16 protein-coding genes are annotated in these 16,461 nt (G+C 73.0%); 7 read left to right on the top strand and 9 right to left on the bottom strand.

Features of this window, described 5'->3' with window-relative positions; all coding sequences use genetic code 11:
- The first annotated feature begins 72 nt into the window (after positions 1-72).
- The 4 genes from ACZ6TB_RS03345 to ACZ6TB_RS03330 all read left to right on the top strand — a co-directional run bounded on the left by ACZ6TB_RS03345 (position 73) and on the right by ACZ6TB_RS03330 (position 2,342).
- Positions 73-525, top strand: coding sequence for a nuclear transport factor 2 family protein (locus ACZ6TB_RS03345; protein WP_465550044.1), 453 nt, complete (start codon positions 73-75; stop codon positions 523-525).
- A gap of 102 nt (positions 526-627) precedes the next feature.
- The gene (locus tag ACZ6TB_RS03340) at positions 628-1,584 is read left to right on the top strand and encodes an NAD(P)/FAD-dependent oxidoreductase (protein WP_465550042.1); all 957 of its coding nucleotides are present in this window, start codon (positions 628-630) and stop codon (positions 1,582-1,584) included.
- Between the two features lie 103 nt (positions 1,585-1,687).
- Positions 1,688-1,915 carry a hypothetical protein gene (locus ACZ6TB_RS03335; RefSeq protein ID WP_465550040.1) on the top strand — a complete coding sequence of 76 codons (228 nt, stop codon included), beginning with the start codon at positions 1,688-1,690 and terminating at the stop codon, positions 1,913-1,915.
- A 22-nt stretch (positions 1,916-1,937) separates the two neighbouring features.
- A complete protein-coding gene (locus ACZ6TB_RS03330; protein ID WP_465550039.1) occupies positions 1,938-2,342 on the top strand; it encodes an MmcQ/YjbR family DNA-binding protein in 405 nt (134 codons plus the stop codon).
- Positions 2,343-2,351: 9 nt separating this feature from the next.
- On the opposite strand, the gene ACZ6TB_RS03325 is transcribed toward ACZ6TB_RS03330, so the two are convergent.
- Together ACZ6TB_RS03325 and ACZ6TB_RS03320 are read right to left on the bottom strand one after the other, a co-directional pair.
- Positions 2,352-3,917, bottom strand: a complete 1,566-nt coding sequence (locus ACZ6TB_RS03325) for a PH domain-containing protein (RefSeq protein WP_465550038.1) — start codon at positions 3,915-3,917, stop codon at positions 2,352-2,354.
- The gene (locus ACZ6TB_RS03320) at positions 3,914-4,414 is read right to left on the bottom strand and encodes a PH domain-containing protein (RefSeq protein WP_465550292.1); all 501 of its coding nucleotides are present in this window, start codon (positions 4,412-4,414) and stop codon (positions 3,914-3,916) included. The genes ACZ6TB_RS03325 and ACZ6TB_RS03320 overlap by 4 nt, the downstream gene beginning before the upstream one ends.
- Positions 4,415-4,571: 157 nt before the next feature.
- Between ACZ6TB_RS03320 and ACZ6TB_RS03315 the strand changes: the two genes are divergently transcribed.
- Positions 4,572-7,049 (top strand): HAD-IC family P-type ATPase, encoded by a 2,478-nt coding sequence (locus ACZ6TB_RS03315; RefSeq protein WP_465550036.1) that lies wholly within the window; start codon positions 4,572-4,574, stop codon positions 7,047-7,049.
- A gap of 364 nt (positions 7,050-7,413) precedes the next feature.
- On the opposite strand, the gene ACZ6TB_RS03310 is transcribed toward ACZ6TB_RS03315, so the two are convergent.
- The gene (locus tag ACZ6TB_RS03310) at positions 7,414-7,875 is read right to left on the bottom strand and encodes a hypothetical protein (protein WP_465550034.1); all 462 of its coding nucleotides are present in this window, start codon (positions 7,873-7,875) and stop codon (positions 7,414-7,416) included.
- A 109-nt stretch (positions 7,876-7,984) separates the two neighbouring features.
- Between ACZ6TB_RS03310 and ACZ6TB_RS03305 the strand changes: the two genes are divergently transcribed.
- Complete coding sequence (locus ACZ6TB_RS03305) at positions 7,985-8,467, top strand: hypothetical protein (RefSeq protein ID WP_465550032.1); 483 nt, start codon at positions 7,985-7,987, stop codon at positions 8,465-8,467.
- Between the two features lie 169 nt (positions 8,468-8,636).
- On the opposite strand, the gene ACZ6TB_RS03300 is transcribed toward ACZ6TB_RS03305, so the two are convergent.
- Positions 8,637-9,212: a helix-turn-helix domain-containing protein gene (locus tag ACZ6TB_RS03300; protein WP_465550030.1), complete on the bottom strand. Its 576-nt coding sequence runs from the start codon at positions 9,210-9,212 to the stop codon at positions 8,637-8,639.
- A gap of 48 nt (positions 9,213-9,260) precedes the next feature.
- Between ACZ6TB_RS03300 and ACZ6TB_RS03295 the strand changes: the two genes are divergently transcribed.
- A complete protein-coding gene (locus ACZ6TB_RS03295; protein WP_465550028.1) occupies positions 9,261-10,058 on the top strand; it encodes a class I SAM-dependent methyltransferase in 798 nt (265 codons plus the stop codon).
- On the opposite strand, the gene ACZ6TB_RS03290 is transcribed toward ACZ6TB_RS03295, so the two are convergent.
- The 5 genes from ACZ6TB_RS03290 to ACZ6TB_RS03270 are packed head-to-tail and all read right to left on the bottom strand — an operon-like array spanning position 10,043 to position 16,454.
- The gene (locus ACZ6TB_RS03290; RefSeq protein ID WP_465550026.1) at positions 10,043-12,634 is read right to left on the bottom strand and encodes a family 78 glycoside hydrolase catalytic domain; all 2,592 of its coding nucleotides are present in this window, start codon (positions 12,632-12,634) and stop codon (positions 10,043-10,045) included. The genes ACZ6TB_RS03295 and ACZ6TB_RS03290 overlap by 16 nt on opposite strands.
- A complete protein-coding gene (locus tag ACZ6TB_RS03285; protein ID WP_465550024.1) occupies positions 12,631-13,497 on the bottom strand; it encodes an NAD(P)H-dependent oxidoreductase in 867 nt (288 codons plus the stop codon). Before ACZ6TB_RS03285 ends, ACZ6TB_RS03290 begins: the two co-directional genes overlap by 4 nt.
- Positions 13,494-13,907, bottom strand: coding sequence for a VOC family protein (locus ACZ6TB_RS03280; protein WP_465550022.1), 414 nt, complete (start codon positions 13,905-13,907; stop codon positions 13,494-13,496). Before ACZ6TB_RS03280 ends, ACZ6TB_RS03285 begins: the two co-directional genes overlap by 4 nt.
- Positions 13,900-15,243 (bottom strand): FAD-binding oxidoreductase, encoded by a 1,344-nt coding sequence (locus ACZ6TB_RS03275; RefSeq protein ID WP_465550020.1) that lies wholly within the window; start codon positions 15,241-15,243, stop codon positions 13,900-13,902. Before ACZ6TB_RS03275 ends, ACZ6TB_RS03280 begins: the two co-directional genes overlap by 8 nt.
- Positions 15,240-16,454, bottom strand: a complete 1,215-nt coding sequence (locus tag ACZ6TB_RS03270) for an FAD-dependent oxidoreductase (RefSeq protein ID WP_465550018.1) — start codon at positions 16,452-16,454, stop codon at positions 15,240-15,242. Before ACZ6TB_RS03270 ends, ACZ6TB_RS03275 begins: the two co-directional genes overlap by 4 nt.
- Positions 16,455-16,461 lie beyond the last annotated feature (7 nt).

Raw genomic sequence — 16,461 nt, 5'->3', positions numbered from 1 at the left:
GGTACGCGCCTCACGATCCACGGGGCCATCTCGTCGTACCAGTAAAGATCGTTGTTTCGGAATGGGGAGATCATGACCGACTTGCAGGTCATCGCCGACCGGGTGGAGATCGAGGCGCTGCGGGGCGAGTACTCCGACGCCGTGTGGATGCGCGACTACGACCGCATCGCGTCGCTGTTCACCGACGACGGCGCGCTGCGCATGCCGAACATCCCGGTGGAGCTGTCGGGTCCCGGGCAGATCCGGGAGTGGGGCGCGCGGGTCCCCGGCTTCGTGGAGTTCCTGCTGCAGACCACCCACCCCGGCGTCATCACGCTCGACGGCGACACCGCCACCGGGCGCGCCTACATGCACGAGATCGGCCGCCTGCGCGACGGCCGCGGGGAGCAGAACTACGCCGTCTACCACGACCGCTACCGCCGGACCGCGGACGGCTGGCGCTTCGCCGAGCGCGTCTACGAGGTCCGCTACCACGACGAGAGCCCGCTGGCCGGCGAGCCGTCAGCGGCCCGGGAAGCCGGTTGAGCGGCGCACGTGCGCCCACGGTGGCCTGATGTTGCCATTCCGGCAAAGGAGCTTGTCGGTTCGCGGCGCGCCGGGGCATGGTCGTGGCCGGAGGTGGACACGATGTCTGAACAGGTGAAAGACGCATACGAGGTAGTGGTCGTCGGCGGGGGAGCGGCCGGCCTCAACGGCGCCCTCATGCTGGCCCGCTCGCGCCGCGGCGTGCTGGTGATCGATGCGGGCGAGCCGCGCAACGCGCCCGCCGACGGTGTGCACGGCCTGCTGGCCCGCGAGGGCATGCCGCCGCTGGAGCTGGTGGAGAGGGGCCGGGCGGAGGTACGCGGATACGGCGGCCAGGTGATCAAGGCCGAGGTGGTCAGGGCTCTGCGGAACGAGTCCGATTTCGACGTGGAGCTGGCCGACGGCCGCCACATCCGCGCCAAGCGCCTCCTGATCACCACCGGCCTCGTCGACGAGCTCCCCGACGTGCCCGGCCTGCGCTCGCGCTGGGGCCGCGACGTCGTGCACTGCCCGTACTGCCACGGCTGGGAGGTGCGCGACGAGCCGATCGGCGTGCTCGCGACCGGCCCCGCCTCGATCCACCACGCGCTGCTGTTCCGCCAGCTCACCGACGACCTGATGTTCTTCCAGGACCGCCAGCCCGACCTCCCCGAGGAGCAGGCGGAGCAGCTGGCCGCCCGGGGCATCACCCTGGTGACCGGCGCCGTGGAGGGCCTGGAGATCAAGGACGACAAAATTGCGGCCGTACGCCTGAAGTCCGGCGCCGTGATCCCGCGGGCGGTCGTGGCGGTGGCCACCCGGATGGTCGCCCGGGCCGGTTTCCTGTCCGATCTGGGCCTGAAGGCGGTCCCGCACGTCTCGGGCATGGGTGAGCACATCCCGGCCGACCCGACCGGCCGCACCGATGTCCCCGGCGTGTGGGTCGCGGGGAACGTCACCGATCTGTCCGCCCAGGTCGGCGCCGCGGCGGCGGCGGGGGCTCTGGCCGGCGCGCACATCAATGCGGACCTGGTTGCCGAGGACACGCGGGTGGCGGTGGAGGCCTGGAAGGTTTCCTGAGGCGGACGGGCCGGGTGGCGGCCCGGGGCGGGCGTCTCGCGCACGGGTCGGCAAGCGGCGTAAATCGGTGGCGTCCGGCGCGGCGTCCCGGGAAGCTACCGCCATGTCCGGTGTGCCTGAGGGGTTCAGCTATCGCGTCCGCAAGAACGGGGACGTGGAAGTGCTGCATCATGACCGGGCGGCGGTCGTGCTGCGCGGGGCCGCGGCCGCTCGGTTTCTCATCGACGTGGAGGGCGGCGACCCGCAGGAGCTGATGGCGCGCGTCACCGGCAACTACAAGCACGGCAACGAGCGGGCGGGCAAGAACCACCCGCGCAACCGGCGTCGTTAGGGCCAGGGGTTATTGTCGGTCCATGTCCGGCCCTGGAGACGTGCCACCGGAGATTCTCGATCGGCTGCGACCGATCTGCCGGCGGTTGCCCGACACGTACGAGGAACCCGCCTGGATCGGCGTCCGCTGGCGGATCCGCGCCCGGACCGTCGCGCACGTCTACACGCCCGACCCGGAACGGTTGCCGGTCTACGCCGCGCATGTCGTCGCCGGGGAGCCGCCGACCGTGATGACGTTCCGGGTGCCCCTCGACGACCTGGCCGGCCTGACCGCCGGGGGCTTCCCGTTCTTCCGCGCGCCGTGGGGCAGCAACGTCGCCGCCGCCGTTCTCGGGGACCACACCGACTGGACCGAGATCGCCGAGCTGGTCATCGACAGCTACCGCGAGATGGCCCCGAAGTTCCTGGCCGCCCAGATCGACGCCTGACCGGACGCCTCAGCCGGCCAGGAACTGCTCCAGCAGGCCGGGTACGGCGGTGCGGGCCACGCGCAGCGCCTCGGCGTCGGGGACGTCGGGGATGGCGTAGTGCTGCCGGCCGCCGGCCGTGGTGGCGACCAGCGTGGTCAAGCCGGCGCGGCGCTGGAACAGGGACGTGGTCATGTTCCAGCCGATCACGGCGTCGGCCCGCAGCACGTACCGGCGCCGGATCAGGCTGCCGTGCCGGGTGACCAGCCAGTCGCCGGTGAGGGCGTGGCCGAGGGACGCGGCCCGGTCGACGGCCAGCAGCGCGCCGATCGGGAGCAGCGCCAGCGCCATCCAGAACGCCGACCAGGGTGCCCCGGCCCACCGCACGAGACCCAGCACGATCAGGATCACGATCGTGCTGACCGTGGCGGCCCGGGTGAACCGGCGGCGGCGGGCCCGGGGGCCGTGCGGGGTCAGGGCCACGGTCAGCGGCTCCGGGTCGCCGATGACGGTGCCGGCCACGTCGGCCGCGACGGCCCGGGGCGCGGGCGGCAGCAGGACCGAGCCGCCGCGGTCGCTGCCCCGGCCGACCCGCAGGCCGGTGGCGATGGCCAGGACCCGGGCGCCGCGCACCGACCGCAAGAGCAAGGGCTCGCTCAGCTCCACGCCACGCAGCCGGCGTTCCTCGATGGTGGTGTTGCGGGTGGTGAGCAGGCCGCGCCGCACGTGCAGGGTGCCGCTGGGGTGCCGGCTCAGCCGGAAGTTCCAGAACGTCAGGACGTACCCGATGGTCGACGCGATCGTCGTGAACACCATCACCGCGGCCGCCACCAGCAGGATGGCCAGGGGCAGCGGCCGGTCCCGCACGTAGCCGATCGAGTCGTGCACCGGGCCGATCTTGGTGAGGTCGACATGGCTCTCGTTCACCAGCCGGGAGCCGATGCCGAACAGCACGCCGATCGCGACCAGGCCGGAGAGGGTGAACGGGCCGTACCGGACCCAGGCCGGGTCGAGGGCGGCGAGCACGGTCTCCGGCGGCGCGGTGTCGGCGGCGGTGTCGGTGCCGGTGGCGGTGTTGGTGGCGGTGTTGGTGGCGGCGATCGGGGTGGCGACCGGGCGGTGCAGCAGCTCGCGATGCAGGTTCTCGGCGGCGGCGGCGCTCAGCCCGTCCAGCTTCACGCCGTCGTTCTTCTTGTCGGTCTGGCCGGTGCCGACCGTGACCCGGGCCAGGCCGAAGATGCGGTGCAGGACGTTCGACGTGACGTCGACCGTGCGGATGCGGTCCCGGGGCACGGTCAGCGTCCGGCGGCGGAGCAGTCCCCGGCGTACCTGCACGTGGGTCGGGGTGATCCGGAACGAGGTGGTGAAGTAGCGCAGGAAACCGATCACGATGCCGATGGCGCCGATGCCCAGGGCCCACCAGCCGCCCTCGCCGCCATTGCCGTTGCGCACCCCGATCAGCACCGCGACCAGCGGGAAGATGAGCCGCCGCAGCTCCATCACGGGGTGCACGGCGAGCATCCGGGGGCTCAGCCGCCGCCAGGACTCCCCGGCATCGCGCACCACGTCCTCGGCGGGGTCGACCGCGGTGGTCATGTCGCGTCCCCGGTGGTCTCGCCGACCCGGGCGGTCAGATCGGCGACCAGCTGGTCGGCGACCTTCGCGGCCAATCCGTCGATCTTGATAGGACCGGCCGCCGACGCGGTCGTCACGGTCACGTTCGCCAGCTTGAAGATCTGCTCGATCGGGCCGCGCTCGCTGTCGACGGTCTGCACCCGGGAGATCGGCGCGATCCGCCGCTCCTGGCTGAGCCAGCCGGTCTGGGTGTAGACCGCGGTGCCGGTGGCCTCCCAGCGGTGCACCCGGTAGCGCCACTGCGGCATCACCACCAGGTGCACGGCCGCCAGCACCAGCCACGCCGCGCCCACGAGCAGGTGCGGGACCCGCGAGCCGTCGCCGTCGGCGAACCACCAGATCACCTGCGGCACGAGCAGCACGATCCACAGCACCGCCGCCTTCGCCGCCCAGTACCACAGGGCACGGGGGCTGACCCGGTGCATCGGTGGGCGCAGCCGCACCACATCTACCGTCATCGTCACGCCCTTCACGTTCGCATCCGTACGCCAGCAATCATCGGCCCGTTCGTCGTGCGCGCGCCCGGACATATGTCATGGGTCGGCCGGCGCGTCGCGGCGAGGTCCGCGAGGAAAACGCCGAAAACGTCACTCATCGGGATGTAAGGTGCTGACAGTGCAGACCGCCGTCGAGGGGTTGACCACCGCCGAGGCCGAGCGGCGCCGCCGCCGCGGGGAGTCGAACGCGCGGGTCAAGGGCGGGTCGCGCGGTTACGCGGACATCCTGCGCACCAACGTGTTCTCGTTCTTCAACATCATCCTGTTCGTCATCGGCGCCGTGCTGCTGGCGATGGGCCGGTTCAGCGACGCCCTGATCAGCGTCGGGCTCGGCCTGATCAACGCGGTGATCAGCGCGGCCCAGGAGATCCGGGCCAAGCGCAAGCTCGACCGGCTTCAGCTGCTCGACCGGGCGCCGGTGACGGCCCTGCGTGACGGCCGGGAGATCGAGATCCAACCCGAGCTGGTCGTACGCGGTGACGTGCTCCGGGTGCGGGCCGGTGACCAGATCGTCGTCGACGGCCCGTTGCTCGGCGGCGGCCCGGTCGAGGCCGACGAGTCGCTGCTGACCGGGGAGTCCGATCCGGTGGCCAAGGCGCCCGGGGACGACCTGCGGTCGGGCAGTCTCTGCGTCGCCGGGGACGGCCTGATGGTGGCCCGCGACGTCGGGGCGGCCAGCTATGCGGGCCGGCTCACGGCCGAGGCGCGGCGGGCGAGCACCGACAAGACGCCCCTGCAGCGGCGGGTGGAGTTCCTCGTCCGGCTCGTGATGGCGCTGACCGCCCTGATGAGCGGCGCGATCCTGGGCCAGGCCGCGATCGAGGGGTTCTCGCTGCTGCGGGTCGTGCAGATGACCGCGGTGCTCTCCGGACTCGTACCCTATGGGCTGTTCTTCCTGATCGCCGTCGCCTACACCGCCGGGGCCGCCGCGATCGCCCGCAGCGGCGCCCTCGTGCAGCAGGTCAACGCCGTCGAGTCGGTGAGCAATGTGGACGTGGTCTGCACCGACAAGACCGGCACGCTCACCACCGGCCGGCTCACCGTCGAGTCCCTGCACCCGGTCGGCGCCGTCGAGCGGCACGAGCTCGAGCTCCTCCTCGGATCGCTGGCCCGCAGCGCCGGCACGCCGAACCTGACCTCCCAGGCGCTCGCGCTGGAGATGCCCGGTCACCCGTGGCACGTCCGCGACGAGGTGCCGTTCGTGTCGTCGCTGCGCTGGTCGGGCGTGGTGGCCGAGGAGGGGACCTGGGTGCTCGGCGCGCCGGACGCGCTCGGGTTCGTCGACGAGGTGGTCATGCGGCTGGCGGGGCTCGGTCTCCGCGTACTCCTGCTGGCCCGGCCCTCGAACGACGAAGCGCGACTGCGCGACGAGGCCGGACGCCCCGCCCTGCCGGCGCTCACCCCCGTCGGTTTCGTGGCGCTCGCCGACGAGTTGCGGCCCGACGTCGGGGACACCGTCCGGCGGCTGCACCGGGACGGGGTGGCGCTGAAGGTTCTCTCCGGCGACGATCCGCTGACGGTGGCGGCGATCGCGACGCGGGCCGGCATGGACGCCGGGGAGCCGGTTGCCGGGGCGGTGCTCGACGGGCTCGACGACGACGCGCTGGACCGGCTCGTGGGGCGCACCACGGTCTTCGGCCGGGTGGCGCCCGAGCACAAGGAGCGGATCGTCCGGTCGCTGCGCCGGCAGGACCACTACGTCGCGATGATCGGCGACGGCGTGAACGACGCCCGCGCGCTGAAGGGCGCCCAGGTCGGCGTGGCGATGCGCAGCGGGAGCGCGGTGACCCGCGACGTGGCCGACATCGTGCTGGTCGACGACTCGTTCGCGGCGCTGCGCCCGGCCCAGCAGGAGGGCCGCCGCATCGTCAACGGCATTGCGATGTCCCTGTACGTGTTCCTGTCCCGCGTCGCCACGCAGGGACTCGTGATCCTGACCGTCACGATGCTCGGGCTCGGGTTCCCGTACTCGCCCACGCAGGTCGGCCTGACCCTGTTCACGGTCGGCGTGCCCACGTTCTTCCTGACCATGTGGGCCAAGCCGCTGCCCCCGGACACCAACATGTTCGGCGGCCTGGCCGGCTTCGTCATCCCCGCCGCCGTGATCACGGCCGGCTTCGGCACGGCGATCTACGCGGGCCTCTACGAGGCCGTCATGATCGGGTTCAGCTCCGGCCGTACCCCCGCCGAGGTCATCGGGGAATTCGAGAAATACACCGGCCTGACGTACGGGAGTGACACCGACTTCACCGCCGCGGCCGCGACCATCGCCTCCCAGACCGGCTTGTCGACGTTCTTCTGCCTGGCCTCGTTCGTGCTGATCCTGTTCCTGGCGCCCCCGAACAAGCTCTTCGCCGCGTGGCGAACCCCGACGCCGGACCGCCGCCCGACATACCTGGTGTGCGGTTTGGCGGTGGCATTCGGCGCGGTCCTCTTCGTGCCGGCCCTGTACACATATTTCGGCCTGGCCGGCCCGTCGAAGCCGGTCTTCGTGATCGTGCTGGTGATGTTGATCGTGTGGTTCGCGGTGCTGAGCCTGACCTATCGGTGGCGGTTGCTGGATCGCGTGCTCGGGTTGCACAACCTGCGGCTGTAGCACGTTCGCCGACGGTTCGGGGTTGTCCACAGTGGCAAGTTGTCCACAGTGAACCGAGCGCCTGTAGGCCCGCGCACGTCGTTTCCGCGATAATGGCTGCGGGGGCTCCCCCTTCTGGGTGGGCGGGATTCGGCTGGGCGGGATTCGGCTGGGCCGGATTCGGCTGGGCACGTGGCCTGCCCGCGGCAATGTGGGTGCCGGCGGGACGCGGCCGCCGGCCCGAATCGAGCAGCGCCGAGGCCCTTCGCGATGCGCTGACCCGGCGGTGAGGCGCCTCCCTGGCATGGTGCGGCTTCGACTCGCCGGGACGCGGGACGGCAGTCGTGGGCGCGAACTCGCGCCCATGGGGGAGTCGGGCGCTGCGCTAACGCACGTCGACCGTGACGGTCCAGCCCTGCATGCTGTGGCAGGTCGGGCCGGTGCCGTGCGGCGGGCACACCGAGCGGGACGACGAGAGCGTCGCCTCGCCGCGGGCGACCGCACGGTAACGGCCGCGCGTCGTGCCGCGGATGCTGATCGCGGTCTGCGGCAAGGCCTTCAGCTGGTGGCCGGATTCGCCGATCGCCCGCCACCACGTGGCGGGGTCGGGGTTCGCGCTCGGGTCGACCCGGAGACGCACCAGCACGTACTCACCCCGGCGCACCCGGACGGCGCGCCCGTTGTCGGCGGCGGTCAGCGTGATCGTCCGGGCGGCTGGGGCCGGGACCGGGGCCGGCGGGCGGGCGACGGTCAAGGCGGCCGGCGGGCGGGAGACGGTCAAGGCGGCCGGCGGGCGGGAGACGATGGAGGCCCCGGCCGGAGCGGCGGCGAGCGCGACCGGAACCACGGACGCCAAGCCTACGAGTGCGAAACGGTGCATACCCATGCAACGACCGAGCGGCGGGGCAAGATCCGGGCCGGTGGACAGGGAGCGGCGCGGCGGGCAGGGTGGGTGCGTGTCCTGGACGGTCATCGCGACGATTGTCAGCAGCGCGGTCACGGCGCTGGCCGGGGTGGTTGTCGGGGGACTCCTCGCGCGGCGCAGTCAGGATCGGCAATGGGTTCGGGACGGGAAGGCGTCGGCCTATCGGGCTCTGCTGCGGGAGTACACGCGGATCGAGTTCGATGTGCGCCGGGCCCATCTCGGGCAGCTCGACCTCACGGCGCTGGACTGGCCGCGCTGGGGTGCGGCGCTCGCGGAGCTGAGCCTGGTCGCCGACGAAGGGGTGACGGACGCGGCCTCCGAGCTGGCCGGCGTGCTGGTGCGGATGGACCGGGCGGTGCACGCGGGCGACGGGGAAGACGACGGTTGGCGCGCCCTGCTCGAAGAGCTTGCGGCGGCGCAGCTGGACTTCGTCAACGCCGCCCGCCGCAGCCTCGACCCGGGCGGGCCCGCCCTGCGGACGAGGGCGGGCGGGCCGTTGATCGTCAGTCCGTGACCGGCGGCGGCGCCCAGGGGGCGAGCGCACCCACCCTGAGCGCTGAGCATCAGTCCGTGACCGGCGGCGGCGCCCAGGGGGCGAGCGCACCCACCCTGAGCGCTGAGCGTCAGCCCGTGACCGGCGGCGGCGCCCAGGGGGCGAGCGCACCCACCCTGAGCGCCGAGCGTCAGTCCGTGACCGGTGGCGGGCCCAGGTGGGTGCGTTCGCCGTCGTGGTCGAGGATGCACAGGATCTCGGCGGGGCCGCCGGCGGCGCCGAACGCGTGCGGGACCATCGTCGAGAACTCGGCGGCCTCGCCCGCGCGGACCAGGACCGTGCGGTCGCCCAGCCGCAGCACGGCGGTGCCGGACAGGACGGTGAACCAGTCGCGGCCGGGGTGCACGCGCAGCGCGGGGTGGGCGGGGCGGGTCAGCCGCATCTTGGCGACCCGCATGCCGGCCGGGTTGCCCTCGCGGGACAGCAGCCACGTGGTGATGCCGCGTTCCTCGTCGCGGTGCGGGCGGATCACCACGTCCTCGTCGCGGCCCGACTCCACCAGCTGGTCGAGCGTCGTGCCCAGCGCGCGGGCGATCGGGGCCAGCTGGTCGAGCGCGATGCGGCGGTGGCCGGTCTCGATGCGGCTCAGCGTGGAGGGGCTCAGGTAGCTGCGGGCGGCCAGCTCGTCGAGCGACCAGCCGCGCGCCACCCGCAGGCTCCGGATGCGCTGCCGGACCAGGGCGTCGAGCTCACCGTCTTGCGTCATACGCAAGACCTTATGCCGTACGCGCAAAAGGCCGCTAGCGTCGGTGACATGGCACATGAGCACCTGGCCGACATGCTCGACCTCGATGTCGACGTCCTCCACGACTACCACCGCGAGGTGATCGGCTGGGCCGGCTCCCTCGTCCCGGACCGCCCCCGCATCGTCGATCTCGGCGCGGGCACCGGCGCCGGCACGCTCTCGCTGGCCCGGCTGCTGCCCACGGCCGAGGTCACTGCCGTCGACGTCGACCAGGAGATGCTCGACCACCTGCGCCGCCGCGCGGCCGAGGCGGGTGTGGCCGACCGGGTCCGCACGGTCCGCGCCGACCTCGACGGCGACTGGCCCGCGCTCGGCCCGGCCGACCTGGTCTGGGCGTCGGCGTCGCTGCACCACCTGGCCGACCCGGCCCGCACGCTGACCCAGGTGCGCGACGTCCTGCGGCCCGGCGGCGTCTTCGTGATCACCGAGTTGGACTCGTTCCCGCGCTTCCTGGGTGAAACGGAGGCCGCCGCCCTGGAGGACCGGATCCACGAGGCCGCGGCCCGCCGCCGGCACGATGCCGGACTGCACATGGGCCTGGACTGGGGCGCCGGGATCAAGGACGCCGGCTTCGCGCTCGAGGGAGAGCGCCGCTTCGACATCGAGCTGCGCCGCCCGCTGTCCGAGCAGGCGGTCCGCTACGCCCAGGTGACCCTGCAGCGCGCACAGCACGGCCTCGCCGATCAGCTCGGCGCCGACGACCGGGCCGCGCTCGAGCGCGTCGTCGCCACGCTGCCCGAGCGCGACGACCTCACCGTCCGCGCCACCCGGGACGTGTGGATCGCGAGGCGTCAAGAACGAAGGTGATGCTCGCCGGGCCCGAGATCCCGCGTGGACCCGTCGGGGAGGACCGCTTCGGCCGTCGTCCCCGGCGGCACCGACACCGACAGGTCGAAGCGCCCGCCGGTCAGCGACCACCGCACCTCGATCCGGCCGTACGGCGACTCGTGCGCCGCGGACGCCCAGGTCAGCCCGCCACCGGGGCGCGGCCGCACCCGAAATGTCCGGTAGGCGGGCAAGAGCGGCGACAGTCCGGCGACGTACCGGTGCAGGAACGAGACGACCGCGCCCTTGGCGTAATGGTTGAGCGACTCGTGCGCCACCCCGGCGGCGTCGACCCCGTCCCACCGCTCCCACATCGTCGTGGCCCCGCGGTCGATCATCAGCAGCCACGACGGCTCGGTGTCCTGCGTCAGCAGCGCGTAGGCGGCGTCCAGGTGACCGGCGTCGGCCAGCGCCGGCAGCAGGTCGGGCGTGGCCAGGAAGCCGGTCGTCAGGTGGTTGCCGGCCTCCTTGACCAGGGTCGCCAGGCGCGCGGCCACCGCGGGCCGCATCTCCACCGGCACCAGATCGAAGGTCAGCGCCCGCACGTGGTTGGCCTGCGTGTCCGGCGTCAGCCGCCCGTCCGTGCCGAGGAACTCCCGCTGCCAGGCGTCGCGGGCCCCGGCGGCCAGCTCCTCGTAGTGCGCCGCCGGCTTCCCGAGCACGGCGGCGATCCGGGCCATCAGCCCGGCCGAGTACGCGAGATAGGCCGTCGCCACGTCACTCTTGTCGGCGGCCACGAACGCGGGGAAATCTCCGGGCTCCTCGCCCGGCGCGAGCCACTCACCCCAATAGAAACCCGAGTCCCAGAGGTACGCCTCGTGCGCCGCCGCCACCGGCCGGGCGGCCACCCGGTCCGGATGCCGGTTCGCCCGCGCCATGGTGGCGGCCCGCGCCGTCCAGGCCTCCATCGCGGGCCAGGTCTCGGCCAGGATGCGCGTGTCGCCGTACGCCCGGAAGAGCCGCCACGGCACCACGACGATCGCGTCGCCCCACCCGGCCGAGCCGTTGAGGTGGGCCATCGGCGAGCCGAACCCCTCGGCCGGCGGGCAGGGGCTCATGTTCGCGATCGTGCCGTCGGCCCACTGGTCGGCGACGACGTCGCGCAGCCACTTCGTGCTGAAGCCGGCCACGTCGTAGAGGAACGCGGCGGTGCCGGCGAAGACCTGCCAGTCCCCCGTCCAGCCGGCGCGCTCCCGCTGCGGGCAGTCGGTCGGGATGTCGCAGGCGTTGTCGCGCAGGCTCCACACGGCCGCCTCGTGCAGGGCGTCGATCCGCGGGTCGCTGCACGAGAACCAGCCGGTCCGCCGCATGTCGGTGTGGACGACGACGCCGCGTACGTCGGACGGGGTCAGCTCGTCGGCAAGGCCCTCGACGCGCACGTAGCGAAACCCGTGCGTGGTGCGCCGCGGCTCGAAGGTGTCGCCCGGACCGGCCGGCACCACGACGTCGACCATCCCGGCCGGCAGCGGGCCCGGCAGGAACGGGAAGTCGGGCCGGAGATGGTCCGTCGTCACGTCGCCGGACGCGTCCAGGCTCTCGCCGTGGGTCAGGGTGATCGGCACCCCCGCCGGCCCGAGGCGGTTCAGCCGGATCCACCCGTTGATGTTCTGCCCGAGGTCGATGACCTGCTTCCCCGGCGCGAGCGTCTTAACCGACAAAGGCGAAATATGCGAAATTTGCCGTACGGGCGGAGCGGGCGAGTCGGTCAGCGACCTTAAACCGATGTCAGGCAACGCCACCTGACGCCCGACAAATCCGGAAAAGTTGGGCGAGGTCCAGCGGGCGGGGAGCAGGCGCAGGTCGACGTGCTCGCCGGCGATCAGGTCGGCGCCGAGGATGTGGCCGGTGGCGAAGGACCAGGACGGCCCGGTCCCGAAGGTCAGCGACGACCCGTCCGCCAGGCGCACCCGCAACTCGGCCAGAAGCGCGACCGAATCTCCCCACTGATCGGCCGAGTGCAGCGCCCCCGTCTGCCCTCGGTACCACCCGTCGGCGAGGATCACCCCGAGCGCGTTCCGCCCGGCCCGCACGAGATCCGTCACGTCGTACGCCTGCACCTGCACCCGGCTGCGGTACTGCGTGAACCCCGGCGTCAGCTCCTGGTCCCCGACCCGCTCCCCGTTGAGGAACGCCTCGTAGATGCCGTGCGCCGTGATGTAGAGCCGGGCGCTGACCGGCCGCGCCGCCGCCTCGAAGGTCCCGCGCAGCAGAAAGCCCGGCCGTGACGAGCCGGCGTCGACCGGCGCGATCCACCGAGCCGTCCACGAGTCGATGCCGCGCTCGAAGAAGGACGCCGCCGACCAGTCGTGCTCGCCCCGGTCGGTCCACACCTTGACCCGCCAGGTGACCCGCTCGAACGCCGGCCCGTCGTAGGGCACGAGAACCGAGGTATCCCCGTCGACCCGGCCGGTGTCCCACCCGTTGTCCGCCCGCAGCCGGTACCCGACCTGCCGCGCGACCCCGGCCGGCAGCTTCCAGGACAGCCGCGGCGCCGGGTCGAGGATGCCGATCGGCTCGGTGAGGTGCTCGACCCGCAGGTCGTGCGCGACCCCGCTCACTTCGGCGTGCTCGGGACGAAGACGGGCACCGCCGCTTCCCGCGACGCGATCGCCGACGCCTGCGCGCGATGCCGGGCCGCCGTCTCCTGGATCTCCACCGCGTGCGCCCGCTTCTCCGCCATCGACAGCACCGACGTGTCCCGGTCGGTCCACTCGATCGCCCCGCCGTCGCGCAGCACGCCGCGGCAGCCGCAGGTCGCGCAGGCCACGTCGGTCCCGGCCAGCGTGATCACGTCGAGGTGGCACATCGGGCAGAGCCCCGGCGGGCCGAGGTAGGCGGGCGGCGAGACCCCGATCTGCCCGGCCACGTTGGCGCCCAGCGTCGCGGCCCGCTCCAGCGCCGGCCGGTCGAGCAGGATCGACTTCGGCGTGCCCGCCCCCTCGAACACCACCTGGTCGACCACGGCGATGTGCATCGAGAACGTGACCGTGTGCAGCAGTGGCAGCGCGAGGGTCTTCCACTGCGGGGTGAGCGAGCCACCGACCGCGAGGAACCCGGCGACCCGCGGCTTGAGCACCCGCTCGTCGACCCGGAACGGCACGGCGGGCTCGGTGCCGGCGTGGCGCAGCGCCACCAGCTGCTCGATGATCGCCGCGTCCGCGTTCGGCCCGAGCAGCCGGTCGACGAGCAGCTTCAGCGAGGCCGCCACGGTCCGGCTCATGATCGGCGTGCTGACGATCAGGCCGTCGCACTCGACGAGGCGGTCCCACAGCCAGTCCAGGTGGTCCCGGTCGTCCAGGTCGAGGTCGGCGAGGCGTACCAGATCGATGGTCGCCGTCCCCGCCGCGGCCAGCGCCGTGCGCAGCAGGATCTCCGCGCTCCCGCCCGGCGCTCCGGCGCTCAGGCCGAGGATGGTGGTCATGGCCGCTCCAGCAACTCGACGAGGTTTCCTTCCGGATCGGCCACGAAGGCCATCCGCACGCCCGCTTCCGGCGACGGCTGCGGCGGCATGACCGGGCGCGCGCCCAGGCCGACCACCCGCGCGAACGTCGCGTCCAGACCTTCGACGTCAAAGGCGATGTGCCCGTACGCCTCCGTCAGCGCCGCCGCGGCCGGGTTCGCCGGGCGCGGACCGGCGTCCGAGCCGGGCCGGTGCAGCAGCTCGAGCCGGTCGCCGTGGCCCGGATGCAGCAGCATCACGATGTCGAGCTCGATCGCGTCGACCCGCAGCGCCAGCTCGCGCCGGTAGCCGAAGGCCGCGCAGTACCACTCGGCGGCCGCGTCGAGGTCGTGCACGGCCAGGCCGACGTGGTCGAGGCGGCACTCAGCCATGAACGTTCAGCCCCTCGGCCGACGCCGTCAGGTAGGACGCGAACCGCCCGTCCGGGTCCCGCCGCGCCCGCACCTCGGCGAGCCGGGCGAAGTTCGCGTCGGACAGGAACCGGTCCTGCCGCCCGGTGAAGTCGGTGTCGCCGAGGTAGACCCCGGCGCCCTGGGCGACGGCGATCGCGGCCGTGCGGTCGTGCACCCAGGTGCGGTACTTCTCGTCGTCGGCCGCGTCCTCGTAGATCGCGTAGGTGGCGATGTAGACGTTGCCCTCGACCGAGAACGCCATGTCCGGCAGCGGGCGGTGCGGCTGCCAGCCGTACCAGATCGAGAACGAGTGCCGGGTGTCCAGCTCGCGCCACAACCGCAGCAGCGGCCCGGCGAGGACCCCGGCCGGCGCGTCGGTCCAGGTGCAGTCGACCGCGTACCGGTAGCCCTCCGGGCTCTGCTCCTCCTGGGCCCGGCCCTCGTCGTCGAGGCTGGTCTCGCCGCGGATGTGGTCGAGCGCCCGGCCGGCCAGCGGTCCGGTGCCGAAGACCGCCAGCAGCTCCTCGGCCTCGGCCGGGGAGGCGGCCATGACCGTGGTGTGCAGCAGCAGGACGGTGCGGTCGGGCAGCGGCAGGCGGGTCGCGGCGATCACCGGCTCGACCCGGCGGTCGAGCTTCGGCAGCAGGTCGTGCATCCAGGCCAGCAGCGTCTCGCCGTCGTCGAGGTCGAACACCCAGGTGTCGTGCCACAGGTGCGCGAACTTCGGGTAGGTCCGCAGATGGAAGGCGGTGACGATCGCCGGAAACCCCGGCCCCGCCCCGCGGGCGGCCCAGTACAGGTCGCTGTGGTGGTCGGCGTCGGCGCGGATCAGCTCGCCGTCCGCGGTCACCACGTCGACCGCCACGACGCTCTCGCACGCCCACCCGACCGACCGGCTGTTCCAGCCCTGACCGCCCTGAAGCAGGAAGCCGCCGATGCCGACGGTCGGGCAGTGGCCGCCCGGGAAGTAGCGGCCCTTGCCGGCCAGGAACGGCGCCAGCTCCTTGCCCCCACGCACGGCCGGCCCCGCCACCGCGATGCCGGTCGTCTCGTCGTACGACATCGTGCCGAGCTTTTGCAGGTCGATGAGCAGGCCGCCGTCGCGGACGCTCCAGGCCGCCCAGGAATGGCCGCCGGCCCGCACCGCGACCGTCCAGCCGCGCTCGTTCGCCAGTCGCACCCCGTCGGCGACCGCCCGCGCGTCCTCGGCGATCAGAACCGCGTCGGGGTAGCGCCCGGGCCGCCGCCGGTTGAAGACCCGGTCGACCCGGGCCTGCTCGTAGCCGTCCTCGCCGCGCAGGAACAGTCCGTTCACCTGTCCAGCTCCTTCAGTGCGCCGCCCCCGAAGTTGCGGTCGTGGTCGAGGGTCATCCGGTGGAAGGGATAGGCCACCGCGCGCATCTCCCGCTCGTACGCGCCGATCGCCGCGACCACGTCCGGACCGGCCTCGTCGAGCCGGTTCGCGAGCAGCCGGGCGTCGTGCAGGGCCAGGTTCGCGCCCATCCCCAGCGTCGGCAGCATCGCGTGGGCGGCGTCGCCGAGCAGCGTCACCCGCGACGGTGGCCAGTCGTCCGCCACGTCCAGGTAGCCGAACGGGATCATGAAGATCGAGTCGAGGTCCATGCCGCCGACCAGCCGGCCGGCCGCCGGGTGCCAGCCGTCGACCGCCCGCAGCATCGAGTCGCGCAGCAGGGCCGGGGTGTCGCCGGTCCACTCGGCGGCGGGCGGGACCACGGTGCCGGGCGCGACACTGCAACTGACCATCACGTACGGGCCGACGGGGTCGAGGGCGACGTCCGGCGCCAGCTCCCGGGCCGCCTCGCCGACCGGTCGCCGCGGATCGAACGCGCCCACCAGCAGCCGCGAGCCGGCCCGGTCGACGACGATGATCACGCCCTCGAGCAAGACCTTCGGCAGCGCCGCCCGCAGGTCGTCGGTGAGCGGCGTGCGGCCGTACACGCCGATGCCCTCGATGCCGGCGAGGATGACCTTTGTCTCGGGCAGTTTCCGGGCCCGGACCGCCGACCGGATGCCGTCCGCCCCGACCAGGACGTCTGCTCGTTGCGTGGTGCCGTCGGAAAGCTCGACGCGCACGCCGTCCGCGTCCTCGGTGTAGCCGGTGACCGCGACGCCGGTGCGCAGCGCGTCGCCGAGCCGGGCCGCCAGGATCTGCCGCAGCGTGCGGCGGTGCACCCCGGTGTGCGGCGGGTCCTCGTGGTCGGCCGGGCCCAGGTGCGGCTGGGAGCTGAGCTCGCGGAGCTGCTCGTCGAGGACGATCGACGCCATCCTCTGGGTGCGGCGGGACGTGGCCTGGTAGAGCGCGTACAGGTCGGCCGGCAGCAGGTCGCGCAGCGCGTCCCCGCCGTACGGGTTCATGTGCAGGTAGTAGCCCTGCTTCCGGTCGAGGTCGGCGTCGCGCTCGAAGACGGTCGCGGTGTGGCCGCGCCGGCGCAGGCCCTGCGCCAGCGCCAGCCCCGACAGGCCGCCCCCGGCGATGATCACATGTTTTCGCTCTTTGAAAGGCATTTTCGTT

It is taken from the genome of Actinoplanes sp. NPDC051537 (assembly GCF_055586105.1).
This window is presented reverse-complemented; position numbering and strand designations above follow the sequence as displayed.

Bases quoted from the DNA above. Each gene is read 5' to 3' on its own strand.
- ACZ6TB_RS03345 (WP_465550044.1), top strand. From the start codon at position 73: ATGACCGACTTGCAGGTCATCGCCGACCGGGTGGAGATCGAGGCGCTG.
- ACZ6TB_RS03340 (WP_465550042.1), top strand. From the start codon at position 628: ATGTCTGAACAGGTGAAAGACGCATACGAGGTAGTGGTCGTCGGCGGG.
- ACZ6TB_RS03335 (WP_465550040.1), top strand. From the start codon at position 1,688: ATGTCCGGTGTGCCTGAGGGGTTCAGCTATCGCGTCCGCAAGAACGGG.
- ACZ6TB_RS03330 (WP_465550039.1), top strand. From the start codon at position 1,938: ATGTCCGGCCCTGGAGACGTGCCACCGGAGATTCTCGATCGGCTGCGA.
- ACZ6TB_RS03325 (WP_465550038.1), bottom strand. From the start codon at position 3,917: ATGACCACCGCGGTCGACCCCGCCGAGGACGTGGTGCGCGATGCCGGG.
- ACZ6TB_RS03320 (WP_465550292.1), bottom strand. From the start codon at position 4,414: ATGACGGTAGATGTGGTGCGGCTGCGCCCACCGATGCACCGGGTCAGC.
- ACZ6TB_RS03300 (WP_465550030.1), bottom strand. From the start codon at position 9,212: ATGACGCAAGACGGTGAGCTCGACGCCCTGGTCCGGCAGCGCATCCGG.
- ACZ6TB_RS03295 (WP_465550028.1), top strand. From the start codon at position 9,261: ATGGCACATGAGCACCTGGCCGACATGCTCGACCTCGATGTCGACGTC.
- ACZ6TB_RS03285 (WP_465550024.1), bottom strand. From the start codon at position 13,497: ATGACCACCATCCTCGGCCTGAGCGCCGGAGCGCCGGGCGGGAGCGCG.
- ACZ6TB_RS03280 (WP_465550022.1), bottom strand. From the start codon at position 13,907: ATGGCTGAGTGCCGCCTCGACCACGTCGGCCTGGCCGTGCACGACCTC.
- ACZ6TB_RS03270 (WP_465550018.1), bottom strand. From the start codon at position 16,454: ATGCCTTTCAAAGAGCGAAAACATGTGATCATCGCCGGGGGCGGCCTG.